The organism is Aquimarina sp. I32.4, from assembly GCF_002924285.1.
Taxonomy (GTDB): domain Bacteria; phylum Bacteroidota; class Bacteroidia; order Flavobacteriales; family Flavobacteriaceae; genus Aquimarina.
Window position 1 is genome coordinate 38,753 of record NZ_PGUB01000004.1, and the last position, 25,827, is coordinate 64,579.

Annotated in this window: 18 protein-coding genes; 10 read left to right on the forward strand and 8 right to left on the reverse strand. The window is 33.8% G+C overall.

The window, feature by feature from the left end:
- Positions 1-14 precede the first annotated feature (14 nt).
- Positions 15-6,068 (reverse strand): alpha-2-macroglobulin, encoded by a 6,054-nt coding sequence (locus CVD18_RS01415; protein ID WP_233194447.1) that lies wholly within the window; start codon positions 6,066-6,068, stop codon positions 15-17.
- 402 nt (positions 6,069-6,470) lie between these two features.
- On the opposite strand from CVD18_RS01415, the gene murC reads away from it, so the two are divergent.
- The gene (murC, locus tag CVD18_RS01420) at positions 6,471-7,832 is read left to right on the forward strand and encodes a UDP-N-acetylmuramate--L-alanine ligase (protein WP_103863667.1); all 1,362 of its coding nucleotides are present in this window, start codon (positions 6,471-6,473) and stop codon (positions 7,830-7,832) included.
- A 35-nt stretch (positions 7,833-7,867) separates the two neighbouring features.
- On the opposite strand, the gene CVD18_RS01425 is transcribed toward murC, so the two are convergent.
- Together CVD18_RS01425 and CVD18_RS01430 are read right to left on the reverse strand one after the other, a co-directional pair.
- On the reverse strand, positions 7,868-8,311 hold the full coding sequence (locus tag CVD18_RS01425) for a DUF1569 domain-containing protein (protein WP_103863668.1): 444 nt from the start codon (positions 8,309-8,311) through the stop codon (positions 7,868-7,870).
- Positions 8,312-8,389: 78 nt separating this feature from the next.
- Positions 8,390-8,833 (reverse strand): hypothetical protein, encoded by a 444-nt coding sequence (locus tag CVD18_RS01430; RefSeq protein WP_103863669.1) that lies wholly within the window; start codon positions 8,831-8,833, stop codon positions 8,390-8,392.
- A 229-nt stretch (positions 8,834-9,062) separates the two neighbouring features.
- On the opposite strand from CVD18_RS01430, the gene radC reads away from it, so the two are divergent.
- The 4 genes from radC (at position 9,063) to CVD18_RS01450 (ending at position 12,826) form a co-directional block, all read left to right on the forward strand.
- Entirely contained in the window at positions 9,063-9,761 is a 699-nt protein-coding gene (gene radC, locus CVD18_RS01435; RefSeq protein WP_103863670.1) for a DNA repair protein RadC, read from the forward strand.
- 70 nt (positions 9,762-9,831) lie between these two features.
- On the forward strand, positions 9,832-11,142 hold the full coding sequence (locus tag CVD18_RS01440) for a hypothetical protein (protein ID WP_103863671.1): 1,311 nt from the start codon (positions 9,832-9,834) through the stop codon (positions 11,140-11,142).
- On the forward strand, positions 11,135-11,821 hold the full coding sequence (locus tag CVD18_RS01445) for a YjjG family noncanonical pyrimidine nucleotidase (RefSeq protein WP_103863672.1): 687 nt from the start codon (positions 11,135-11,137) through the stop codon (positions 11,819-11,821). Before CVD18_RS01440 ends, CVD18_RS01445 begins: the two co-directional genes overlap by 8 nt.
- 228 nt (positions 11,822-12,049) lie before the next feature.
- On the forward strand, positions 12,050-12,826 hold the full coding sequence (locus tag CVD18_RS01450) for a hypothetical protein (RefSeq protein WP_103863673.1): 777 nt from the start codon (positions 12,050-12,052) through the stop codon (positions 12,824-12,826).
- Between the two features lie 38 nt (positions 12,827-12,864).
- On the opposite strand, the gene CVD18_RS01455 is transcribed toward CVD18_RS01450, so the two are convergent.
- The gene (locus CVD18_RS01455) at positions 12,865-14,148 is read right to left on the reverse strand and encodes a replication-associated recombination protein A (RefSeq protein ID WP_103863674.1); all 1,284 of its coding nucleotides are present in this window, start codon (positions 14,146-14,148) and stop codon (positions 12,865-12,867) included.
- A gap of 257 nt (positions 14,149-14,405) precedes the next feature.
- Between CVD18_RS01455 and CVD18_RS01460 the strand changes: the two genes are divergently transcribed.
- Positions 14,406-15,152 (forward strand): rhomboid family intramembrane serine protease, encoded by a 747-nt coding sequence (locus CVD18_RS01460; RefSeq protein ID WP_103863675.1) that lies wholly within the window; start codon positions 14,406-14,408, stop codon positions 15,150-15,152.
- An 8-nt stretch (positions 15,153-15,160) separates the two neighbouring features.
- Here CVD18_RS01460 and rlmB read toward each other — a convergent pair whose 3' ends face one another.
- The 4 genes from rlmB to CVD18_RS01480 form a co-directional block, all read right to left on the reverse strand.
- A complete protein-coding gene (gene rlmB, locus CVD18_RS01465) occupies positions 15,161-15,895 on the reverse strand; it encodes a 23S rRNA (guanosine(2251)-2'-O)-methyltransferase RlmB (RefSeq protein WP_103863676.1) in 735 nt (244 codons plus the stop codon).
- A 111-nt stretch (positions 15,896-16,006) separates the two neighbouring features.
- On the reverse strand, positions 16,007-17,221 hold the full coding sequence (locus tag CVD18_RS01470) for a hypothetical protein (protein WP_103863677.1): 1,215 nt from the start codon (positions 17,219-17,221) through the stop codon (positions 16,007-16,009).
- A 75-nt stretch (positions 17,222-17,296) separates the two neighbouring features.
- A complete protein-coding gene (locus CVD18_RS01475) occupies positions 17,297-18,685 on the reverse strand; it encodes a SusD/RagB family nutrient-binding outer membrane lipoprotein (protein ID WP_103863678.1) in 1,389 nt (462 codons plus the stop codon).
- Between the two features lie 10 nt (positions 18,686-18,695).
- Positions 18,696-21,860, reverse strand: a complete 3,165-nt coding sequence (locus CVD18_RS01480) for a SusC/RagA family TonB-linked outer membrane protein (RefSeq protein WP_103863679.1) — start codon at positions 21,858-21,860, stop codon at positions 18,696-18,698.
- Positions 21,861-22,464: 604 nt separating this feature from the next.
- Here CVD18_RS01480 and rpsL point away from each other — a divergent pair.
- From rpsL to rpsJ, 4 genes are read left to right on the forward strand one after another with little or no spacing between them, the layout of a single operon-like run.
- Positions 22,465-22,839 carry a 30S ribosomal protein S12 gene (rpsL, locus tag CVD18_RS01485; protein WP_024770883.1) on the forward strand — a complete coding sequence of 125 codons (375 nt, stop codon included), beginning with the start codon at positions 22,465-22,467 and terminating at the stop codon, positions 22,837-22,839.
- 24 nt (positions 22,840-22,863) lie between these two features.
- Positions 22,864-23,340, forward strand: coding sequence for a 30S ribosomal protein S7 (rpsG, locus tag CVD18_RS01490; RefSeq protein ID WP_103863680.1), 477 nt, complete (start codon positions 22,864-22,866; stop codon positions 23,338-23,340).
- A 10-nt stretch (positions 23,341-23,350) separates the two neighbouring features.
- Entirely contained in the window at positions 23,351-25,477 is a 2,127-nt protein-coding gene (fusA, locus tag CVD18_RS01495; RefSeq protein WP_103863681.1) for an elongation factor G, read from the forward strand.
- Between the two features lie 11 nt (positions 25,478-25,488).
- Complete coding sequence (gene rpsJ / locus CVD18_RS01500; RefSeq protein ID WP_010181931.1) at positions 25,489-25,794, forward strand: 30S ribosomal protein S10; 306 nt, start codon at positions 25,489-25,491, stop codon at positions 25,792-25,794.
- The last annotated feature ends 33 nt before the right edge of the window (positions 25,795-25,827 follow it).

Below are 25,827 nucleotides of genomic sequence, written 5' to 3' on the forward strand. Positions count from 1 at the left end.
AAATAATTTATTGTCTATTTGATTTCTACCCTAATCCCTTCTGAGTGACTAGAGAACTCAGGAGCATACATGCTTTGTATGGTAGTGATACCATTAGAGAAATCTCCTTTATTGTTTACTCGTAAATCGTATTCAAAAACATATACTCCTTTTGGTAAGTAATCAAAAAAGAAATTGGTTGATGCATCTTTGGTGCTCTCATAATATCCTAAACCATCTTGCCATTTATATTGGGATATAACATTGATTGGTTCCATCCCTGATGCTCGCATATCTTTCATGTGCACAAACTCCATAGCACGATCAGACCTTAGTTCGATTCGTACTCTTACAAGATCACCCAATTCTAATTTTGTATTAGAAGTTATTTCTGTGATTTTTTCACCAGTATCAGTATTTTTTTTCAAGAATAATTTTTTCTTTAATGATAATGGTGTTTTGGCTGTAGTGATCTTATCTAGATCTTCAAAATATTGCCAGTACAATGCTCCCCATGCAATTCCTTTTCCTTTTTTAGAAATTTTGGCTGTAGCCATATCAGATTTAATCTCATTTGTATTCCATGAGGTTTTGAAATATCCTGTTCCAGCCTCAACTTGAATATCTTTCATTGTACTAGGATCAATTTTTTGATCTCCTAATACGATATCTACCATATCTGTTACAGATAACCAATCACTACCATTTAATAATAGTGCATATACGGCATCAGAAGTTGCTTTGGTGGTTTGCCAACGATTTGTTTGTTTGTTTTTGAGCAACCAGATTTTTAGATTATCAACAATCTGTGTCTTTTTGGGTTCAGTTTCTATTTCAGAAAATACCTCGATCATTAACGATTGAGTTTCAATAGGGGCTTGATACCAGAACCAACTAGCAGTGTTTGATTTCCAGTACATACCTAATTCTTCACTAGAGATGCTTTTTTCATCTAACGATCTAATGATTTTATTGGCAGTAGTATCTTTTGCTCGATGTAAAATCAAGGCCAACATTCCTTGTGAATATAGACTCTGGTTTAGCCAGTACTTCTTAGATTGACCTAGATAGTAATTCCACGCCTCGTTGGTGTTGTTGGGTCTTTTGATATCAGTAAAGAAACTACGCATATATAGATAATGAACCTGCGTATAGCTTAAATGGTTTTCATTAATGTCGATTTTGTTCTTTTTACAATATCGTTTCAATTCTTCATATTCTTTTACAAAAGCAGCATCTAGAAAACGAACTGATTTTTGAAGCATATTGGTTGTGCTTTGATCAAATTGAGTAACTCCTAATTTTCTTAGGTGACCAAAACCAGTTGCGATATGTTGTGTGATAAATCGATTTTCTCGCCCTCCTTTGAACCAAGGGAATCCACCAGAATTATATTGCATTTGTTGCAACTTACGTAGCGCCATCTGTAATTCATTATTCATTTTGTTTAGATCAAAAAGTAGAGCTATTCTCTTCTTTTGTTCAGTTTCACTTTGAGCATCACGTAACCATGGGGTTTCTTGAATGATTAATGATTTTAACTCTTGATTTTTTTCAAGATTACTTACAAGTGCATCACTAGATTTCCATTGATTAAATACTTCCTGAATTCTAGGGTTTGAATTAGCAATATGACTGGCTAGTGTATTTGCATAATATCGAGAAAATGTCTGCTCTGCACATTCATAGGGATACTCCATGAGATAAGGGAGTGCCTGTACTGCATACCATGCAGGATTAGAGGTCATCTCTAGGGTAAGTTTATGGTGTTTTAATGTGCTTGAGGTATTGTTTTTTAACTTATTTAGTGTAAAAGTTTTTGTTTGATCAGATCGAATCCACATTGGTAATGTCTCTGTGACAAGCATTCTATTGCTTAAGACAGGTAATACATTTTGCTCGCCATCAGAAAATTCTCCAGCTTTGGCTATAATTTTGTATTGTACCGTTTGTATATTGTCTGGTATAGTAAGCTCCCAAGAAGCATTTGTATTCCCTTTTGCTTTGATATTAAAATTTTGGGAAGCGTTATTATTATGGAGTGCTACATCTATCGCTTTATTTGTTAACGCATCAAATAATTGTAGTTCTACAGTGCCGTTAAGTTCTTTGTTTGCAAGATTAGAAATTTTAGAACTCAATACAATTTTATCTCCTTGACGCAAGAACCTTGGTGGATTAGGTAGCACCATTAGCTCTTTTTGAGTTACAGTTTCTAGAGTGGTGGTGGTAGCTTTTAAATCTTTGGTATGTGCTAGAAGTTGTAGTTTCCATTTGGTTAACGCTTCTGGAGCGGTAAAATTAAAACTAACATTTCCTTCTGCATCAGTTGATAACTGTGGAAAGAAAAAAGCGGTTTCTTGCAAGTTTTTTCGAATCTTTACTCCTTCGGTAGACGCTTGGGGCTGTTCTTTCTTATTGCTCTGTTCATTAGAGAGATCGGTGATTCTTGCAGATGTGTCAGCTTCTTTTGCCTCCATCTCATCATCCATAACGGCTGCGGTTTCCATAGGCATTGCCATAGCAGCTTTTTTAGATTTTGGTGATCGCATCAACATTGGTGCAGGAGAACCGCTCTCCATAACATCACGCATTTTGGTTCTTCCGCCAAAATAAGCTTGACCAAAATACAATCCAAACCAATTTAATTGATCATAGTGTTGATTGCTACTATGATAATCAGGATTACTGCGGTTTTGTAACCTGAATGGTTGTATACCAAAACTTTGTGTTGCATTTCTGGTGCTTTGCGTATGGTATGGCGGACGATTGATGAGATTAAAATACCATTGGTGTGGTTTGAATTGATCTAGAGAGGCATCGTACATGCCAGCAAGTAACTCAGCACTTACCTTGTCTCCTTTATCTCCTTTGATTACAAAACTCCATGTTTCTTGTTGACCTGGGAGTAACTTATCTCTAAATGTTTTGGTTTCTATACTCAGATCTGTAGATTCGTATGGTACAGGAATTATGATTACTCCGCTCTCATAGCCATTATAGTTTAGATAACTGTAATTTATAGAAAAACCACCCATATCATCTTTGTCAACAGGAATTTTGATCGTTTTACTATTATTAGATAGTTTGATAAGCTGGGTTTTGATAATCTTATGGTCTTTTTCTATATCTACGGTAATCGTAATATCTTCTGAGGCAGACCCAAATTTGATTATTGCTTCGTCTCCTGGTTGATATGTGTCTTTATTGGTAGAGATTTCAAATAATTGTTTATCACTAATAGTTTTATCATCATGACTATAGATGGTAATATATTGTATGTCTTTTACGTCTTGCCCAAATCGATCTTTGGCTCTTAGCTCAATAACATATTTTCCTGATTCCCATTTTTTGATATTTCCTAAAGGTAGGTCTTGAGTTCCTTTTTTGTTTTCTTTTGCAGCAGAAGTGTTAAAGGAACTATCAAATACTAGTTTTCCTTTATTCCATTTTCGATAATCATGTTCGTTTTTGAAAGCATCATGAGGAAATATTTTTTTGAATTCTTCTTCTTTGAAGCCGTCATAATCTGGTGCCTTCCATGGGCGAATACGCATAGGCTTTTCTGGAGCTAGTAATTTGTAGACTTTGATTGCTCCAGATACGGCAACAGGTTCATTATTAAGATTAATGGAACTTATTGTAAGTTCGTGATCTTTTTGAGTTTTATCAAGTTTTTCTTTGATAGAAATATTGGCAGTAAGTGCATGGTAGCCTACATTCACAATAGTAGTTGTACTACGGGTTTCACCATTGATGTCGATTACATCTGCAGTAATCTCATAATTAAATATAGGTAGATTTTCTCTGGATACTCCTAGGTCTGGTAGGGCTTTAAAATCAATAAAATACTCTCCTTTGTCATTGGTTTTGGTTTCTCCATGTGTGATTTCTTGAGGTTCTACTGTGTGTGCGGGATACCAATAGCACCAACGAGGATATTGTACTTTGCGATGTATTCGATATATTACTTTGGCATCTGTAATCATACTACCTGCATAAGCAGTTGCAATACCAGTAAGTTTTATTTTATCATTTACTTTATAAATCTCGGTAACTGGATTGAATTTAGTTTCAAATTTTGGTCTTTTATATTCTTCAACAGAAAAAGAAGTGCTATTGTAACTATTGGTTTGTATGGTGTATATACCTGTAAGGCCTGAGGATGGCACTATAAATTCACCATTAAAAGATCCATACTCATTGGTTGTAAAATTTAATGTTTTTACATTTTGACCATTTACATCCTTTAGAGAAGCAAACGTAGGTTGATTAGCAGATACTTTATAATCTTCATCTCCATTAGAAGACATCATGATCCCTTTAAAAAAAACAGTTTGCCCAGGTCTATATATACTACGATCTGTAAATAGAAATGTTGTACTACGATAATTTTTGTTGTTTTCTGGAGTGTAGGATTGATTTAGATAATACCCCTCGAATCGAGCGATGTCTTTTTGGTATGAAACAGTAATATCTACGTCATAGTAATATTTATTTACAGATAAATATGCTTGTCCTTTTTCATCTGTTGTTGCGGTTTTGTCTAATCGATCACCGTACCCTCTTCGGCTATCTGTTTTGAAATGTACTTTTGCATTTGGAATAGGCTTTCCATTATGACGATCTAGGATCTGAAATATTGATTTTTCAGGAGTTTTGTTTTCTATGAGTGCAAGGTTACTAATTTGGGTGTTACCATAAGAGAACATGTTGTTTTTAGTAAGGTCTTTTGAGGTTGAGGCAAGGATAAGATAAGAACCTTGCTCTAACTCGGGTAACAATACTTCTGTAGTATGCTTTTGATAATCATGTTCATTGCAAATCTCAGACTCCCATTCTTTACTTATTTTTAGAGCGTTTAAAAATTTAATCTGCTCTTCAGTTTTATAGAGTCGATTTAAACTATTGAGTTGTTTAGGAGTGATTTTTAATGCCTTAAGGTATAGTTTGTCTAGGTTTTTATATGTAATCAATAACCTGCTTGACGTTTGTATAGGAAGATATTTTTCTATTTTGATATCTAATTCAGGGTTTAGAATCTGACTTTTCAAAGCTTTACAGTGGTTTGCCCCTCTGGAGTTAGGAAATTTTTTGATCGTTGTATCACATATCTCCAATGCCTCTTTTAGTTTCCAACGATAAGTTTTATTTTTTTCAGGGACATAAGCAGCAGCATATTCGTTATATAAGCTTGCGATTTCATAATCGTATAGTGCAGAAGCTTCTTGAGTAGCAAACTTCTTTTTTTCTGATTGTAGAGATTCTAGTAAAATTGTTTTTACGTCATCAAAGACTGCGTTTCCTGCTACAAATTTGATACGTTCTATATTTACTTCTGTCAATGCACCAGGAGTTTTGTCTCTAGAATGAAACTTGATTAAATTCTGAAATAATTTTAAAGCGTTAAACTGTAATGATAGAGAATCTTTGGTATTGATTTTTAAAGATGAAAAAACAGAGTGTTCCTGTAAATATTTTTTTTCATTTATAGAAAAAGCATAGGATGGTTTGGTGATAGAGGTTTCAGAGGTTTTATAGAAATCTAATGCATTGTGGGCTAAAAAGTCATATAATGTAGGTCGGTATTTTTTTGAACCTGAAGCCACTTGTAAAATTTCATCAAATTTATCAAGGCTTGTTTGTTGTGCTAAGACTCCGTTTTGAAGTGATTTTTGGTAATATAAGTGAACCTCTGCAAAAAGTGTTTCGAGATCCCATGTTCTAAAATCTTCCTGATCTACTTTTTGAGCAGTTTGTGTTCTATTATAGAATTTCCATCTGTTTTGTTGAAAATACTGCCAATATAAATTAGCTAAGATACTTTGTAGTATATTCTTTTTAGGAAACTTACTAGTGGTAATCTCCTCTTTTAAGTTTTTTATAATGGTGAGTTGCGCATTTTCTTCAAGAGTAAGCATGTATTTTGCTTTATGAAGCATCGCTTTTATAACCTGATTGTCATTTTTTTCTCTTTGGGCTTTTTCATATATCGATTCTACGACCTCTAAAGCAGATTTTGGTAACCCTTTTTGATTAAAAGTTTCAACTTTTTTCCAGTCGTTTTGGTATTCGTTTTGCCCTTTCATTACATATAGGTTTGATATACAGATTATAATAAGGATGATATGCTTTTTCATCATTTGTGTTTTAAGTTGTGAAACAAACGTAAAGACGAGTTGTATTATTTTATTATGACTAGATCTTATGATTTGTAAATAACGTTATAAAGCTACGTATTTGTTATGAGTCGTGGCTATTTTGTTTATACAAATAAAAAATTATGCCAAATCTATTTAAGCGAGTAAGAAACAACTAAAAACGAATAGATAAAATGATAAATGAGTGAAATGCCTGTTTTGTTTAGCAAACTGTTGGATTTTAGAAGGAAACGATTTGAGTTGCTAGAGTGTTTGTATTTTTTCATGATATCATTGTTTTGAGAGCAGATTGTTAATTGTATATTTACTCTCTGATTTTAAGAGTTTATTATGCGTATACATTTTATAGCTATAGGAGGTAGTGCCATGCATAACCTAGCAATTGCATTACATCAAAAAGGATATGAGGTTACAGGGAGTGATGATACTATTTTTGAACCCTCTAAGTCGAGGTTGGAACGTTATGAATTACTGCCAAATCAATTTGGTTGGTTTGCAGATAAAATCACTTCTGATTTAGATGCTGTTATTTTGGGTATGCATGCCAAAAAAGATAATGAAGAACTTCTTAAAGCACAGGAATTAGGGGTAAAGATATATTCTTATCCTGAGTTTTTGTATGAACAATCAAAAAATAAAACAAGAGTAGTTATTGGGGGGTCTCATGGAAAGACTACTATTACTTCTATGATTTTACATGTTTTGCATTATCATGACAAAGAAGTAGATTATATGGTTGGAGCTCAATTAGAAGGTTTTGATACAATGGTACATCTTACAGAAGAAAATGATTTTATCATTTTGGAAGGAGATGAGTACTTGTCATCACCAATTGATAGAAGGCCAAAATTTCATTTGTATCAACCTAATATTGCTTTGATAAGTGGTATAGAATGGGATCATATTAATGTGTTTCCAACGTTTGATAATTATGTAGATCAATTTCGCATTTTTATTGAATCGATAGTTAATGGGGGAGCTTTGGTGTATAATGAAGAGGACTCAGAAGTGAGAAAGATGGCTGAGTTAACAGAAAACCCAATTCGTAAGTTTCCATATTTTACACCAGTATATAGGATAGAGCAAGGAGAGACTTTATTAAATACTCCTGAAGGAGAAATGCCTGTAGAGGTCTTTGGAGCACATAATCTGAGTAATCTTGCAGGTGCCAAATGGATTTGTCAACATATGGGGATTGATGAAGATGATTTTTATGAAGCAATAGCTTCTTTTAAAGGAGCATCAAAACGATTAGAGAAAATTGTAGAACATAATAATACAGTAGCATTTAAGGATTTTGCACATAGCCCATCCAAGGTGAGAGCAACTACCAAAGCTGTAAAAGAACAGTATAAAGACAGAAAAGTTGTCGCTTGTCTTGAACTACATACATATAGTAGTCTTGATGCGTTGTTTTTGAAAGAATATGAAGGGGCATTAAATACAGCAGACGAAGCAGTTGTGTTTTACTCTCCCGATGCTGTAAAAATTAAGCAACTAGAAGAAGTTTCTGCTGCGCAAATTGAAACAGCTTTTAATCGAGATGATTTGATTATTTATACTAAACCAAAAGATTTTAAAGAATATTTGGCACAAAAAGATTTCGATAACTCTGTATTGTTATTAATGAGTAGTGGTAATTATGGAGGGTTAGATTTTGATGAAGTTAAAAAATGGGTAATTAGAGAATAGATATTATGTGAGCAGCACAATGTTTACTCCTTGTTTTAGACATCAAATTGCTGAAGATGATGATCTAGATGCTTATATTGTAATTGTCCCCATTGCTCGTTTGTGAATTTCCCAAAAATTGGATGGGGTTCCCATTCTTTTTTGTCTCTATGATTAGAGAATTTAGCAACAAGTTCCAAAAGTATTTCTCTTTCAGGGGTAAACTCTTTAGTTTTTACCACTTTTAGTTTAGAGTGAGTTGGTAAATTTTTTCTCCACGGTTTATCATTATACATAGATTTTTTAAAAAATAATTTAGCTAGAAAATTAGGTTTAAGTGTAAGAGGGTTTTTTTTTAGGGCTGTTTTTAGTGGAAATTGACAATGATGTAGCATTTGCGAAACATTCATTTTACCCCATGCGGCAGAACTATCAGTAGAAAGCTTATTGATTCTATTTTCTATTTCATTTAAGACTAAAGGATCAAATAAAGACTTCATAATAGTTGGTTTTATTAAAAAACAAAACAAAAGGCTAATCAATTGATTAGCCTTTTGTTTAATTTATATATGATTTTTTTAACTTACTTCATCAAAGAATAGACTAAGAAACCCATCTAAATCATCGTTACTACCAATATCTTTTGGTGTACCTAGATTAATCATTAAAGGCTGGTCTTTTATTGTCCCCCTTAAAAAATACTGAAAGGTTGTTCCCATCTTAAATTTATATCCTTTTAGTTGAGAACCAAATGAAGTGAATACTACTTCTGTTTTTGAAGTATTACTCTCTGCAAATGCACTTATTGTAGCATCAAATACCGCAGATAACATATCATCAGTATAATAATCCCACTTTATAGATGTTCCATCACAAGCTTGCATTTCATATTCAGATTGTGCTTGACATCCTTTAGGTACTTGTATGTTATTTCCTACTAAATTAAGAAATGATATCTTTTTATCTTGCCCATAAAAACTAATGGTTGCAAGAAGTAAAACGAAAGTAAAAATATTCTTCATAAATAGGTTAATTTGAAGGTGTTAAAATATTCATTTTTAGATTAAGGGTGTTCAAATATAGTAAAACTTTCATTTTCAAACAAATATATGTGGTAAAATAATAGCTTAAGATAACAATTTCTGTACTATTGTTGATATATTTATAGTGTAATAAGTAGTTGTTTTTGAGGTAAGTAGTTTGCTCTTATTGCTTTGGTATTTTAATTATTTTTAATTGTAAATTGAATGTATGAGTGAGATAAGTACTTCGTTTTCGATCAAGGAATGGGATGAAAATGATCGTCCAAGAGAGAAATTAGACGCTAAAGGGAAGAATACACTGACCGATGCAGAGTTGTTGGCTATATTAATAGGTTCTGGTAATCGCGAAGAGAGTGCGGTAGCATTAAGTAAACGTATGTTAGCTAGTGTAGATCATAAGATTAATACATTAGGTAAATTATCAGTTAAACAGTTAATACGTTTCAAGGGAATTGGTAAAGCAAAAGCTATAACTATCGTAGCTGCATTAGAATTAGGAAGAAGAAGAAGGGACGAAATCTCTATGGCGATACCAAAAATTACTTGTAGTAAAGATGCATTTAATCTTTTAAGGCCTGTTATAGGAGACCTTCAACATGAAGAATTTTGGGTGTTGTTTCTGAATAATGCAAACAAAGTGATTCAGAAAAAACAAATCAGTGTAGGTGGTAAGACTGAGACCTCTGTAGATATAAGAATTGTTTATAAATTAGCATTAGAAAGCGGAGCTATAGGAATTATAATTGGTCATAATCATCCTAGTGGGGCACTGCACCCAAGTCAATCAGATAAAATTTTAACCCAAAGATTAAAACAGGCAGGGCAAACTTTGGATATCAAATTATTTGATCACCTTATTATTACAGAAAATAGTTATTTTAGCTTTGCAGATGAATCTATATTATAGAATCTATTTCCTATTTTGATTAATAAAATGAGAAATACAAGCTATAAGATGTAATCCTAGAACACAAAATATGCTATTAGTTCATGTACAAAAAGTTACTCCCAGAGTATTATATACCTTTAAACAAATATGCAAACGTATTTTAGGATTAGATGTAGATTTGGTTTCAAAAATAGAACCGTTTATTGCTCACGATGGACCTAAATTTTCCTATGGTAAGCAGCCATTAGGTAAAGAACTTTATTTTCAAAGTGTAGAGTTGCTTTTTGAGCATGGCTTGAATGATGTAGATGTAGAGGTAACTCATTGGGAGGATACAAAATGCTTTTTTGATGTTAAGCATAGTGAATCAGCATTGCCTTTTGATATTTTTGCTGCGACTTTTTATCTATTAACAAGATATGAAGAGTACTTGCCGCATGTAAAAGATGCTATAGGTCGTTTTCCTGCAATAGAGAGTATTGCTTATACTCATGATTTCTTAAAAGAACCTGTAGTAGATATATGGGCTCATAAATTTAAAAAAGTACTTTTAGAGAAATACCCAGATCTTAAGTTTCAAGAAAAAAAATTCTCGATTAAACCAGTTATTTCTGTAAGTCAAACGTTTGCTTATAGAAATAAAGGAATTCTAAGGTCAATTGGAGGAGGGTTTAGAGATTTATGGCAATTACAATTTGAAGAACTTACAGATAGAATAAAAGTAATTGTGGGATTACAAAAAGACCCATATGATACCTTTGATTTTATAATTAGACTACAAAAAATAAGAAAAAGGAAAACCAAAGTCTTGATTGGATTAGGTGATTACTCAAAGTATGATGAAAATGTTGGATACAACCGTTTGCAGCATCATAAAATTATAAAACATATAGCTGATTACCTTGATGTAGGGTTAAAAGTGTCTTATGCAGCTATTTCTGATATGGTTCTGTTGAAAAAGGAAAAACTACGAATAGAAAATATTGTGAATCGACGACTACAATATTCTCTTTGTTCTTTTTTCAAAATAAAATTACCTGAAGCTTATCGTAACTTTATAGAATTAGAAATTGGTGAGGATTATTCAATGGGATATTCTGGGTATTCTGGGTTTCGTGCAGGTACCTGTTCGCCTTTTATGTTTTATGATTTGGATTACGAAGTGCAAACCCCATTAATAGTGCATTCGTTTTGTTATGCATATTTGGGAGAAGGAGACAGAGCAGATGTAGGGGATGAGATATCAGTAAAAAAAGAAATAGGTGATTATATAAAAAAGATAAAAAAGGTAAACGGAACCTTTATTCCTGTTTTTAGTAATACCTTATATAGTGATTCGCATAATGAACCTTTTTGGAAATCAATTTTAGAATTTATTTGGACTATAGAAGATGAATAATATAATCAAGCATGTTTTTTTTGATCTAGATCATACACTTTGGGACTTTGATAAGAATTCTTCCCTAGCATTTCAAATGATTTTTGAAAAATTTAATATTGATATTCAGTTAGGAGATTTTTTAAAAGTTTATCAACCTATTAATATGCAGTATTGGAAAATGTATAGAGAAGAAAAGGTGAATCAACAAGAACTTAGAAGGGGTCGCCTTTCTGAAACGTTTTCCTTTTTTGAAAAAAAATATCCTGTAGAGACCATAGATGCAATGTCTAGTGGTTATATTGATTTTTTACCACTTCATAATTATTTGATAGATGGAGCAAAAGATTTATTAGATTATCTTACTCCAAGATATGAATTACATATTATTACCAATGGATTTAAAGAAGTTCAGAATAAGAAATTATTAAATTCTGGGATTTTACATTTTTTTAAAACAGTGACAGATAGCGAAGAGGCAGGGGTAAAAAAGCCAAATCCATTTATTTTTGAAAAAGCAATATTAAAATCTGGAGCAGCATCTAATCATAGTGTAATGATAGGAGATAATTATGAAGCAGATATATTGGGAGCAGAAGCGGTTGGATTAAAAACAATATGTTTTAATTATCATAAAGAAAAATTACCTTCACAAAATATTCAAGTTGCTACATTAGAAGATATTAAAAATTACCTTTGATTTTTATATGACTACCTACCTTTTTTGTGATGATTTATAGAGGTGTGTTTTGTGACACCTTTTAGTATGACAAAATTAATTTTTATATTTCGACTTATATTTTAATAGAAAATACTAATCTTGCATAGGTAGTAATGCTAGTTCTTATTTTGAACTTTAATAAATTCAAATGAAGAAATGATATAAGAGTATAACTACGGTTTGATTTTAATGATATAAAATGATTGTATGTTACGTAATTTGTTTTTAGGGGTTGTTTTTATTTCAACATTGAGTATTAGTGCTCAAAAAAGTATTAATGAGTATGAATATATTGTTGTACCAGAGAGTTATAGTTTTCTTAAAAAGAATGATCAGTATCAGCTAAATTCATTGACCAAATTTTTATTTGAGAAATATGGTTTTAAAGCTTTTATGAATATGGCAGAATATCCTGAGGATTTAAAAAATAATGGATGTAAAGCATTGCGAGCGAATGTAGTAAAAAAACCAAGTGTATTTCAGACCAGGCTTATTGTAGAATTGATTGATTGTAATGGTGCAGTTGTGTTTGCTTCTACAGAAGGTAAAAGTAGAGAAAAAGAGTTTAAACCAGCATATCATCAGGCGCTTAGGAATGCTTTTAAAGATGTAAAAACATTAAATTATACTTTTGTGCAGAGTAAGCAGGAAGAGGTGTCAAAGAAAGAACCTGTAACTGTATCAGAGGGTAAAGTAAAAGAAGCGGTGCAATTATCTACACCAACAAATAAGTCGATCGAATATTTGTTTAACGAAGTCAATTTCATCTTTGAAAAACAAGAATATGGATATGAGATGTTTAAAAAAGAACAAGAAAAGATGTCTGTAGGTAAAATCTATAAATCGACTAGTGGAAAAAGTTATATCGTAAAAGCAGGAGAATTAAGCGGTAATGGCTATTTTGATGGATACGGTAATTTTGTCCTAGAGCGCATCAATCCTGTAACTAATAAGTTGGTTACAGATACATTTGCTAGGCAGTAATAAAGTTATGGCTATCTGTTTATAATTAACTAAACTAATTAATAGCCGTATTTGTCACCCCATCTGGATTTAAGAAAAGTTCTTAACGAATGTTCACGCTGATTATCTCCTGGGTCAAATAGTTTAGTGTTTATGATTTCATCAGGAAGAAACTCCTGTTTTGCAAAATTATCCTTGTGGTTATGTGCATATTTATAATCTTCACCATACCCTAATTCTTTCATCAGTTTAGTAGGAGCATTTCTTATATGTAAGGGCACAGATAAATCCCCTGTTTGTTTTACTAATTGTTGTGCATGGTTGATGGCCATATAAGAAGCATTGCTTTTTGGTGAAGAAGCAAGATAAACAGCACATTGGCTCAATATGATTCTAGCTTCTGGATATCCAATAGTATTAACCGCCTGAAAAGAATTATTTGCTAAGATCAAGGCCGTGGGATTTGCATTTCCGATATCTTCAGAGGCTAATATAATTAATCTTCTGGCTATAAATTTTAGATCTTCACCGCCTTCAATCATTCTGGCAAGCCAATAAACAGCAGCATTAGGGTCGCTACCTCTAATTGATTTGATAAATGCAGAAATAATATCATAATGTTGTTCTCCAGTTTTGTCATATCGCACAGTGTTTTGCTGTACTAGTTTTGTCACCACATCATTGGTTATGACTATAGGCTCTTCATCGTGGCTAGAAACGATCAATTCAAAAATATTAAGCAGTTTACGCGCATCTCCACCACTTAGTTTTAATATAGATTCAGTTTCTTTTAGTTCTATTTTTTTTGATTTCAGAAATTCATCTTCTTGCGTTGCTCTTTCTAACAAGGCTTCTAGCTCCTTTTTGCCAAAAGGGTTAAGTGTATATACTTGACAACGCGATAACAATGCAGGAATAACTTCAAAACTAGGATTTTCTGTAGTTGCACCAATAAGAGTAACCCAACCTTTTTCTACGGCACCTAATAGCGAATCTTGTTGTGATTTACTAAAACGATGAATTTCATCAATAAACAAAATAGGATTTTTGGTAGTAAATAAACCTCCGCTTTGTTTGGCCTTATCAATAACCTCTCTTACATCTTTTACACCACTATTGATGGCGCTTAGCGTATAGAAAGGTCTTCCTGATTCGGTAGCAATGATATTTGCCAGTGTTGTTTTTCCTACTCCAGGAGGACCCCAAAGGATAAGAGAAGGAATAATCCCTTTTTTGATTTGCTGGGTTAATGATCCATTAGTGCCAATAAGGTGCTCCTGACTCAAGTACTGCTCCAAAGATAATGGGCGAATTCTTTCTGCTAAAGGCTTGTTTGTATTCATTTACAGTTGCTATTTTAATTTGATTAGTGTTATAGGAGCTATAAGTAATCAAAAGATTGTACAAGATTATTTTGTAAATGTAAAGTTACAAAGCTTCATTGAATTTATTTGTAGGAAATAAATCAATCATAAAAGAAGTTATTATGAGTGTATAGTTACGACTATTAGTTTTAAAGATCCAGTTTATAAATGATAACAACCTGTCATTTTAGCTGAACTTTATATTTTGGACTTTTTTTTGATATGATTTTGATGTTATGCAAGAAGAAAATACTCATTTTGAATTTAGTACAGGTGTAGTAGGATATCCATTATTATTTGTTTTATTAATTTGGGTAGTCTTTTGGTTTGAGATTAGATTTGGTGTTGATTTTAATAGTTTTGGGGTATATCCAAGAACAGTGGTGGGGATGAGAGGTATTATTTTGTCTCCTTTTATTCATTCAGATATAACACATTTATGGCATAATACATTGCCACTTTTAATATTATCAGCTGCATTGTTCTTTTTTTATCAAAAGAATGCATGGAAAGTTTTTTTGATAGGTTTTTTTATGACAGGTTTTTTAACCTGGTTGTTGGGGAGACCTGCAAATCATATAGGAGCAAGTGGTATCATTTATATGCTATTTGGATTTCTTTTTTTTAAAGGGATATTAGCAAAGCACTTTCGGTTGATAGCATTGTCTTTTGTAGTAGTGTTTGTATATGGTAGTATGGTTATGTATGTACTGCCAATTGATCCTAAGATTTCTTGGGAAGGACACTTATCGGGACTTATATCTGGTATCGTATTAGCCTTTGTGATTAAAAAAGGAGTGGTTCAACCTGAACGATACACATGGGAATCTGAAGATTATAACCCTGAGGATGATGAGTTTTTAAAACACTTTGATGAGAATGGTAATTTTATTGAAAACGTCACGCAAGAAAATCCAGAAGAACAAATTACAGTAGTGTATGAATATAAACCGATAGATAAAGAAAGTAAAGATAATGAGTAATCAAAAAACTACTGTCTTTGCCTTATAGTTTCATACAGGAATACGCCACAAGCAACAGACACATTTAGAGAACCAATATCGCCAAACATTGGTAATTTTGCTTGATGATCAACTAGTTTTAGTACCGATTGGGATACGCCTTTGCCTTCACTTCCCATAATAATTGCAGTAGGGGTAGTTAGATTCGTCTCATAAATAGTACTGCTCGTCTTTTCTGTAGCTGCCACCACTTGTATACCAGAACCTTGTAGATAAAATATAGCATCTTTGATATGATCAACTTTACAGATAGGGATTTTGTAAATGGCTCCTGCAGAAGTTTTGACTGTATCTGCACTTACTGGAGCCCCCCCTTTTTTCTGAATAATAATACCATGCACTCCTGTACATTCTGCGGTTCTTATAATAGCACCAAAATTACGAACATCAGATAGTTGGTCTAGCACCAAAAACAAAGGAGTTTCTCCTGATTCTGTAACCTTTATAACAAGATTTTCTAAATCATAGAAATCAATAGGAGAGATGTAGGCAACAGCTCCTTGGTGATTTTTTCTTGTTAAGCGATTTAATTTCTCTATAGGAACATGAGTAATGGTAATGTTTTGTTTTCTTACCAAAGTTACTAATTCCTTAGATAGATCACCTTGTAACCCTTTCTGAAGAAACAATTTGTCAATAGTTTTGCCTGCAGTAATTGCTTCTATTATTGATCTAATACCAAAAATCAAGGATTCATTTTTCATAGTTGGCAAAGATAATGTATTAGGAGTTAGTTCTAGTGATTGATTTTATAAAAAAAATGAGGCTATCATTTTTGATAGCCTCATTAATAATTCAAGTATATAGATTGTTGATTACTCTATAATACTGTTTTCTTTAGCAGATAATGCAATGCTAGTAGTAGCACCTCCATTTACAAGAGTTACGTCTCCTACTAAGATCACACCATAAATATCTTTAAGTACAGGACTAGCTTCGGTTCCAATGTTTCTAACCAGCTTGTATACATATATCTCATCTTTAACCACTTGAGCAGTAGTAACCGCTGCTCCAGCATCAAAGTCTGCTTTTGTTTGCTCTACATCATTGTAAGCATCATATGCTGCAGCTCCTGTGATAGGAGCAGCTAGCTTAACAAATTGAATGTCTACAGTGTAACCAGTATTAGCAATTGCTTTAAATCCTTGTGTACCATCAAATTCAATATCTCCAGAAGGGTCATCATCTATAGAAGTTTCACCTGTCAATAAGCTTAGCTGATTTGTAGTAAGGTCATTACTTATAGTCCCATCAACAGCTGCGTTATGTGGTTGTGGATCAATAGGGATAACTACTTCTGCAGTATCACTAAGTGTTCCACTAGTAACTGTAAATGTATAGATCAATGTATCACCAACAGTAAGACCATAGTCATTGATATATGCTCTGTCTTTTAAATCAATTTCTCCAGATGCTATAGCAAATTCTGAAGAGATATCTGTTTCTGCACCTGCAGGACCATTCTTCCAAGTTACTGTGATACCATCTATAGTAGCACCTGCTGTCTTAGCAACATATTTAATAATGTTATCAGAAGCAGTATCCTTATGTTTTATAGCAGAAACTTCTTCGGTTATATTAATAACCTTATTAACGGTCAAAGTTTGTTCAACTACCGCTGGAGAAATAGAACCTCCTTCATATAAGAAATCAAGAGGGAAACTCCCAGAAAGAGCCGTTGTTCCATCTGTTTTACCAGGGAATACAAAAGGCAATAATGAAGAAGTGTTAAAAGTTGCAACATCTCCAGATACAGTTGCATTTCCAATACTTTCGTCACTTGAAAATGGTGCGTTGTCTTCTGGGTGATTTTGCCCTTTTTTAACAATAGAGATAGTAGTGATTTGAGCATCACCAGTTAAATCCAATGATATTTCTTCATTTATATCAAATGTTGAGATTTCTGTTTCTGCAAGCCTTACAGTTGCTCCCACAGTTGTTCCAGTTGCTCCTGGATCTTCGTCATCAGCACACGACACCATTGATAAAATCAATGAGGTGGCAAATATACTTTTTATTAATGTTTTCATTTATTTTATTTTTTATTACTGAGCAGTTAACACTGCATTTATTTATTTTGTTATGGATGAACTATAATTGTTTTTTTATTGAAAAACAGTAGTCTTACCATCTAATAAATGACTTCCTTGTCTAGATATCGCTTCTTGATATGAATCAGGATTAGATACTCTTTCAGAAATAGGGTATAAGAACCTTCTAGGAATTACTCCTGACGGGTTAAGACCATTTGAACCTTCTGAGTTAGGAGTTAGACGTGGATATCCAGTTCTTTTGTAATCATTCCATACTTCTATTGGAGTATTACCATATAAAGCTTTATACTTCTCAATAATTATAGCTTCGATATCAGCAGCTTCAGAACCTCCTAGAGTTATACCGCTAGTGTAAACTGCTATAGTTGGAGCAGAAATACCTATGTATTCCATATTAGCTGTAACTGCTGCTTTTAAGGCAGAAGTACCATCTTGACCTTTACGTTCAAGAGCTTCAGCTTCTATAAATTTTAATTCTGCATAAGACATAAGAAGGCCTGGAGATTCAAAACGACCCCAGAATAAATCTTGATTATCGTTTTGATAAAATAAATCAGTACTTCCTGATCTTACCATGTATTTGCTTTTTCTTGGATCTCCATCCATGAAAGTAGAAAACTTAGGGTCAATCACCATTGTTTCTGGTCTGTCTACACCAAAAAGAGCTAATGGGTTACCACCATTTACTGTAGCTTCAAAATTAAACTGAGCTTGATCAGCATTGCTTGACATAGCTTTAGCTATTGCAGCTAATGCTTTGTTATGAGCATCAGTGTCTACTTTAGTACGTTGAATATAATAACGAGCTTTTAGTGCATAGGCAACTTTTGCCCATTGATCATTAGTTAAAGTAACAAGACTTCCCTGAATTGGTAGTGCATCTTCAGCCTCTAAATCAACCACAGCTTCATCAAGTAATCTAAAAATTGATTGAAAGATCGATTCTTGAGTGTCATATTTAGGGAATAAGTTTTCTTCACCTTTAAATGCTTCAGTAAATGGAGCATCACCCCAGCAATCTGTTACCATTCCTAGATTAGCTGCTAAGTATATTTTAGCAATACCTCTACTATTTACACCTTCTGTGTCAGAAGTCTTTTCTATGATTTGAACACAATCTCTCATAGAACCAGTATAAATACCAGTATCCCAAAAGTTATCTAAATCACTTTCGTCTATTACATAGGTAGTATAACCAGCCTGTTGCGCATCTGCTCCTATCCATTGTTGTGTAATAATACCAGATAGACGACCTAGTCCAGCAGTAATATTTCTATGAGATTGGGTTTGCATAATTGGCATAATCGCCTTTACAGGAACTATATCTTCTGTCGGGCGTGACGGGTCATTATTTGTGTCGCCATATTCACATGATACTAACATAGCTGCAGTAGCCATCATGAGAACAAAAACTTTGTTGATTTTATATGATATTTTCATTTTTTACTTTTTAAAAGTTAAGTTTAAGTGAAACAGCATAACTTCTTGTATTAGGCTGGTTGAAGTATTCTAAACCAACACCATTAGAATCTCCTGTTAAGTTGGTCTCAGGGTCAACTCCAGGATAAGCAGTGTCTACCCATAAGTTTCTTCCAGATACTGTTAATGAACCAGAAGTAATAGGAGTTCCGTTTAATAATTTATCTCCAAAATTATAAGATAATGAAGCTTCTCTTAAACGTACCCATGAACCATCATATACATTGTCTTCTGATACGCCACCAAAACCATATTTTGTCCATCTGTTTACTCCTGTAGCATTGTCTGCTAGAGCAACAGCACGAGTATTTGGTTGTCCAGTTGATTGTACAACACCATCAAATACATAATCAGTAATTTCTCTTTGATCAGCGGTTTCTTGAGAAACTCCAAAGAAATCTAAAATACCACAAGTTCCACACCAGATATCTCCACCTTCTCTAATATCAAATAAGAAAGATAAAGATAAGTTCTTATAAGATACAGTATTTCTAATACCTGCTTGCCAATCTGGGATTGGATCTCCAATTACACCTGATTGTGGATCAACAATAGGGAAACCTTTGTCATCAATTTGGATATTACCACTATCATCTCTTAACCATTTGTTACCAAAAATAGCACCATAAGATTCTCCTGGTAATACTCTAGAAGATGTAGACGTAAATCCAGCAAGGGTAAATGATTCTACTCCAGGAGCTAATTCAACTACCTCAGTAGTATATGAGGTCCAGTTTACATCAATATTCCATGAGAAATCATCTGTACGAACAGGGTTAAAGTTGGCGCCTATTTCAAAACCTTTGTTTTCAATCTTACCAACATTCGTATTTCGTCCACTAAATCCTGAAGAAGGAGCAACGTCTACTGCAAAAACTTGCCCTGTTGTCTCTTTGGTATAGTAAGTTAAATCTAAACCTACTCTTGAATTAAAAAATTTCAATTCTCCACCAACTTCTAATTCAGTTGTTTCTTCAGGTTGAATTTGACTACTACCAGATTCTCCATCTCTTTCTAAAGCAACAGCTCCAAATAAAGGAAAGGTGTTAGGGCTATTATTGATAAAACCATCACCTCCTGCAGCACCTGCTTCAAAAAATGTTTTTGATGCATAGATAGGAGCATCATTACCAGTTTTACCATAAGAAGCTCTTAACTTGCTATAGTTTACTATATCACTTTCATAAAGTTCGCTAAGTACAAAACTTGCACCAACACTATATGATAAGAAGTCATTGCTATCTACTGGAAGTGTAGAAGACCAGTCATTTCTAGCTCTACCCGTAACAAAGAAAGTATCATTGTAACCAAACTTAAGTTCTCCAAAAACAGCATCTGTTTTCTTTCTGAAAATATCTACATCATTTATTTGAGTAGATGAGTTTGATACATCAAAGAATCCAGGGATAGTTAGACCATCAGCCTGTACATTCCTTCTAAGGTAATCATTAGAGTAGTTTTCATATCCTAATAAACCATTAAATGTTAATTTTTCAGATATGTCTTTATTAAATAGAGCTAAAAAGTTAGCTGTGATATCTTCGTTGAAAACAGCATCGTCAAATACACGACCTGTACGGTTAGAAGCAGAATTTAAATCAAATGCTGATTTTCTAACATCACTATATCTATCATAAGCATATCTACCTTGTAGTGTTAGCCAATCCATTGGTCTATATTCAAAAGAAAGTCTACCTGTAAACCTATTAACATTATCAGTAGCTGGATTTTTAGACACAGTCCAATATGGGTTGTCATATACACCAGCTCTGTAACTTCTTTGTGAACCATCACTAAGCTCATAAACGTCAGTAACTCCTACAGCACTTCTTCCCGTTAATCCATTACCATTGTCAAAAGTTGGTGTAGTTCTTAATAAACCTAACATGATCCCAGATATATTAGAACCTCTTTGGACTCTTACACCACCTGAATTCACAAACGAACCACTTGCAGATATTTCAAATTTTTCAGAAAGATCAGCGGTTATGTCAGCTCTAAAAGAGTTTTTTCCAAATTCTTCTGTTGGAGCAACTCCTGTTTGGTCAAGTTTTCCAGCAGACAGGTAATATCTTACACTTTCTGTCCCACCTCTTACAGATACGTTCAGGTCAGTTAATAAACCTTTTACAAAGAAATCATAATGATCATATGTTTCAGCAGCTCTTCCATTACCATCTCCTGTAGGCACAAGGGTACCAAATCTGTGGAAGGGATAGCTAGAATCTCCATCATACTCTAATGTAGAAACTCTTGGTCCCCAACTAGGACCATTAAAAGATTCAGGTCCTTTGTATACTCCATTTATACCTTGAGCAAATTCTCTCTGAAGCTCTGGTGTTTGTGTTATTTCACTCATCTGAACAGTAGAACTAACCGATACAGTTGGAGCTCCTATTTTACCTTTTTTGGTAGTAATGATTACAACACCATTTGCAGCTCTAAGACCATAAAGGGTTTGCGCTGCAATACCTTTAAGTATAGATATGCTTGCAATATCATTTTGATTGATATCAATAGCTCTATTGGATTGGTCAACACCATTTGTTGCATTACCAACACTAGAGTTATCAATAGGTACACCATCTACAATAAAAAGAGGAGAGTTGCTTCTTGTAATAGAAGTGTTTCCTCGAATTCTGATATTTGCAGATGCACCAACAGAACCAGAAGAACTAACTACAGAAACCCCTGGGGCTTTTGCTGTAAGAGAGCTTACAAGATTTACTTCTCCTGAGTTTTCGATTTCATCATCTGCTACTGTTGCGATAGCGTAACTAAGGGATTTTGGTTTTGCTTTTATCCCCTGAGCAGTAACGACAACTTCTTCTAATTCAGAAGCCGAGGCTGATAATTGAGCGTTTATAGAGGTGTTGTCCCCAATAACGACATCTTTTGTCTCAAAACCAACATAACTAAATGATAATACAGCTCCTCTGTTCGCAGTAAGAGTATAATTACCATCAAAATCGGTTTGAGTTCCGTTTGCTGTAGATTTTACAACAACATTAACTCCAGGAAGAGGTAACCCTTTATCATCGGTTACAGTTCCTGAAATCATTTTTTCTTGTGCAAAAGTGAATTGCACAACAAACGCTAGTAGTAGCGTTAGAATTCCACTAAACTTTGTTCTCATTTTACAATTTATTTGAATTAGCCAGTTCCAAAAATCATAATAATATCTTTATAAAACAACTTTTTGTCATTAAAATTTAAAATTGAAGTATGGCTTTGTGTTTAAATTATAAGGTGTTGAAATGTGTATTAAAGGTTTCTGTTTTTTTTGCTTGAGTAATAGGTAAGTGTCAGATTGTGAATTGTTTCTTTAATTTTTTTTTTGAGATTTTGTTATTACTTATAAAGGACGTAGTTTGGGGTTGAATTTAGGTACAAAAAAAATATTTTTTTCTTGTGAATTTTATGTTAAATTAATAAAATGTTGTTTTTGAGCTGTTGTTTGGGATGTGTTTATGTGTAGTGTCTTTTTGGGGGGAGATGTTTTTAATTGCTTTGAAAAGTTGGTGGTTAGAAGTTGTTTTGGTTGAGATGATGGTTTTTGATGTTTTTTTTGAATGTTTTTGATAAATATGAAGCCTTTTGATCTTATTGATTTAGCGATATTATTTAAATATATAAAAATTAATCTCTTAGGATTTGATTTGCTGGAAAATATTTCTACCTTTGCACCCCCTTTAAAATGGGAAAATTTAAAATTTTTAATATATAGTGTAAAGCAAATTATGCCAACAATTTCACAATTAGTAAGAAAAGGTAGAGCCAAAATAACTAAGAAGAGTAAATCGGCTGCTTTGGATTCGTGCCCGCAACGCCGCGGTGTTTGTACGCGTGTTTACACCACTACACCAAAAAAACCTAACTCAGCTATGCGTAAAGTAGCTCGTGTTAGATTGACAAATGGTAAAGAGGTGAATGCGTATATCGGTGGTGAAGGTCACAATCTACAGGAGCACTCGATAGTATTAGTTAGAGGTGGAAGGGTAAAAGATTTACCAGGAGTTAGATATCACATTGTTCGTGGAGCTTTAGACACCGCAGGTGTTGAAGGAAGAACGCAACGTAGATCTAAGTATGGTGCTAAACGCCCTAAGAAGTAATTAAAAAAACTTTAAGAATAAGACATGAGAAAAAGAAAGGCTAAAAAAAGACCGATTTTGCCAGATCCGCGTTTTAACGATCAGTTAGTGACTCGTTTTGTAAACATGATGATGTGGGATGGAAAGAAATCGACTGCTTTCAAAATATTCTATGATGCAATTGATATTGTAGAAGAGAAAAAACAAAATGAAGAGAAAACAGCTTTAGAAATGTGGAAAGAAGCGTTGTCTAATGTGATGCCTCACGTAGAAGTACGTAGTCGTCGTGTTGGAGGTGCCACTTTTCAGATTCCTAATCCAATTAGACCTGATCGTAAAATATCTACGGCTATGAAGTGGTTGATTCAGTTTTCGCGAAAAAGGAATGAGAAGTCGATGGCTCAAAAACTTGCTGCAGAGATTATTGCTGCAGAAAAAGAAGAAGGAGCTGCTGTTAAGAAAAGAGTCGACACTCATAAAATGGCTGAAGCAAATAAAGCATTCTCACACTTTAGATTTTAATCATTAAGAAATGGCTAGAGATTTAAAATATACTAGAAATATAGGTATTGCTGCACATATTGATGCAGGGAAAACTACAACTACAGAGCGTATTCTTTATTATACAGGTGTAAGTCATAAAATTGGAGAAGTGCATGATGGTGCAGCTACAATGGACTGGATGGAGCAAGAGCAAGAACGTGGTATTACTATTACTTCTGCAGCAACAACCTGTGAATGGAAATTCCCGACAGAAAATGGGAAGCCTGTAGATGACACAAAAGGATATCATTTTAATATTATTGATACACCAGGTCACGTTGATTTTACCGTAGAGGTAAATCGTTCTTTACGTGTGCTTGATGGATTGGTTTTTTTGTTTAGTGCTGTTGATGGTGTAGAGCCACAATCAGAAACTAACTGGAGACTAGCTGATAATTACAAAGTGCCTAGAATTGGATTTGTTAATAAAATGGATCGTCAAGGGTCTAATTTTATGGAAGTATGTCAACAGGTTAAAGATATGCTAGGTTCTAATGCAGTGCCTATCGTGTTGAATATCGGTGATGAGGAAGATTTTAAAGGTATTGTTGACTTGGTAAAGAATCGTGCGATTGTGTGGCATGAAGAAGGACAGGGGTCAACTTTTGATGTTATTGATATTCCTGAGGATCTTAAAGAAGAAGCAAGGATGTTGCGAGGTAAGCTTATTGAAGAAGTTGCTGCCTATGATGAGAATTTGCTTGAAAAATTCATGGAAGATGAAGAATCTATTACAGAAGAAGAAGTGCATGCTGCTCTTCGCGCTGCTGTAATGGATATGTCTATTATCCCTATGATTTGCGGATCTGCATTTAAAAATAAAGGAGTTCAATTCCTATTAGATGCTGTATGTCGTTACTTACCTTCTCCGACTGATAAAGAAGGGATTGTAGGAGTAAATCCAGATACAGAAAAAGAAGAAATACGTAAGCCAGATGTAAAAGAGCCGTTTGCGGCCTTAGCTTTTAAAATCGCAACAGATCCTTTTGTAGGACGATTGGCTTTTTTTAGAGCTTATTCTGGACGTTTGAATGCAGGTTCATATGTGTTAAACAATCGTTCTGGTAAAAAAGAACGTATCTCTCGTATCTATCAAATGCATGCTAATAAGCAAAATGCAATTGAATATATAGAGGCTGGAGATATTGGGGCTGCAGTAGGGTTTAAGTCTATTAAGACTGGTGACACTCTTACTGATGAAAAGAATCCTATTGTTTTGGAATCAATGGACTTTCCTGATCCTGTAATTGGTATTGCGGTTGAGCCAAAGACTAAAGCAGATGTTGATAAACTAGGTATTGGTTTAGGGAAATTAGCAGAAGAGGATCCTACGTTTACTGTACGATCAGATGAGTCTTCAGGGCAGACTATTATATCAGGAATGGGTGAGCTTCACTTAGATGTTATTGTGGATCGTTTAAAGCGTGAGTTTAAAGTAGAGGTAAATCAAGGTCAGCCACAGGTTGAATACAAGGAAGCTATTACTGCTGTGGCAGAACATAGAGAAGTGTATAAAAAGCAATCTGGTGGACGTGGTAAATTTGCAGACATAGTGTTTACAATTGAACCAGCTGATGAAGGTGTGGTTGGACTTGAGTTTGTAAATAAGATCAAAGGTGGAAATGTTCCAAAAGAATTTGTTCCTTCAATAGAGAAAGGTTTCAAAATGGCAATGGTAAATGGGCCTTTGGCTGGTTATGAGGTGGATGCTATTAAAGTAACATTAACTGACGGATCTTATCATGATGTGGATTCTGATCAACTATCTTTCGAATTAGCTGCTAAATTAGGTTTTAAAAATTCAGCAAAAGCTGCTAAAGCCGTAATTATGGAGCCAATTATGAAGTTAGAGGTTATCACTCCTGAGGAAAATATGGGTGATATCGTAGGTGATCTTAACCGACGTAGAGGGCAAGTAAGTGATATGGGGGACCGAGCAGGCGCAAAGACTGTTAAGGCAACCGTTCCACTTTCTGAAATGTTTGGATATGTAACAACATTGAGAACATTGTCATCTGGTAGAGCAACGTCTACAATGGAATTCTCTCACTATGCAGAAACTCCTTCTAATATTTCAGAAGAAGTAATTGCAGCTGCTAAAGGAGTTAACGCTTAATTATTACAGAAATGAGTCAAAAAATTAGAATAAAACTGAAATCTTACGATCATAACTTGGTGGATAAGTCTGCTGAGAAAATCGTAAAGACTGTAAAGAGTACTGGTGCTGTAGTAACTGGGCCAATTCCTTTACCAACACATAAAAAGATCTTTACTGTGCTACGTTCTCCGCACGTAAATAAGAAGTCTAGAGAGCAATTTCAATTAAGCTCTTACAAAAGACTATTGGATATATATAGCTCATCTTCAAAAACGATTGATGCGTTGATGAAGTTAGAGTTACCAAGTGGAGTTGAAGTAGAAATCAAAGTTTAATATGACTTTGAGGTAAGTGGTAAGACTTACGAT

Excerpts from the sequence above, each read along its gene's own strand:
- CVD18_RS01415 (WP_233194447.1), bottom strand. The coding sequence starts at position 6,068 with ATGAAAGGGCAAAACGAATACCAAAACGACTGGAAAAAAGTTGAAACT.
- murC (WP_103863667.1), top strand. The coding sequence starts at position 6,471 with ATGCGTATACATTTTATAGCTATAGGAGGTAGTGCCATGCATAACCTA.
- CVD18_RS01425 (WP_103863668.1), bottom strand. The coding sequence starts at position 8,311 with ATGAAGTCTTTATTTGATCCTTTAGTCTTAAATGAAATAGAAAATAGA.
- CVD18_RS01430 (WP_103863669.1), bottom strand. The coding sequence starts at position 8,833 with ATGAAGAATATTTTTACTTTCGTTTTACTTCTTGCAACCATTAGTTTT.
- radC (WP_103863670.1), top strand. The coding sequence starts at position 9,063 with ATGAGTGAGATAAGTACTTCGTTTTCGATCAAGGAATGGGATGAAAAT.
- CVD18_RS01440 (WP_103863671.1), top strand. The coding sequence starts at position 9,832 with ATGCTATTAGTTCATGTACAAAAAGTTACTCCCAGAGTATTATATACC.
- CVD18_RS01445 (WP_103863672.1), top strand. The coding sequence starts at position 11,135 with ATGAATAATATAATCAAGCATGTTTTTTTTGATCTAGATCATACACTT.
- CVD18_RS01450 (WP_103863673.1), top strand. The coding sequence starts at position 12,050 with ATGTTACGTAATTTGTTTTTAGGGGTTGTTTTTATTTCAACATTGAGT.
- CVD18_RS01455 (WP_103863674.1), bottom strand. The coding sequence starts at position 14,148 with ATGAATACAAACAAGCCTTTAGCAGAAAGAATTCGCCCATTATCTTTG.
- CVD18_RS01460 (WP_103863675.1), top strand. The coding sequence starts at position 14,406 with ATGCAAGAAGAAAATACTCATTTTGAATTTAGTACAGGTGTAGTAGGA.
- rlmB (WP_103863676.1), bottom strand. The coding sequence starts at position 15,895 with ATGAAAAATGAATCCTTGATTTTTGGTATTAGATCAATAATAGAAGCA.
- CVD18_RS01470 (WP_103863677.1), bottom strand. The coding sequence starts at position 17,221 with ATGAAAACATTAATAAAAAGTATATTTGCCACCTCATTGATTTTATCA.
- CVD18_RS01475 (WP_103863678.1), bottom strand. The coding sequence starts at position 18,685 with ATGAAAATATCATATAAAATCAACAAAGTTTTTGTTCTCATGATGGCT.
- CVD18_RS01480 (WP_103863679.1), bottom strand. The coding sequence starts at position 21,860 with ATGAGAACAAAGTTTAGTGGAATTCTAACGCTACTACTAGCGTTTGTT.
- rpsL (WP_024770883.1), top strand. The coding sequence starts at position 22,465 with ATGCCAACAATTTCACAATTAGTAAGAAAAGGTAGAGCCAAAATAACT.
- rpsG (WP_103863680.1), top strand. The coding sequence starts at position 22,864 with ATGAGAAAAAGAAAGGCTAAAAAAAGACCGATTTTGCCAGATCCGCGT.
- fusA (WP_103863681.1), top strand. The coding sequence starts at position 23,351 with ATGGCTAGAGATTTAAAATATACTAGAAATATAGGTATTGCTGCACAT.
- rpsJ (WP_010181931.1), top strand. The coding sequence starts at position 25,489 with ATGAGTCAAAAAATTAGAATAAAACTGAAATCTTACGATCATAACTTG.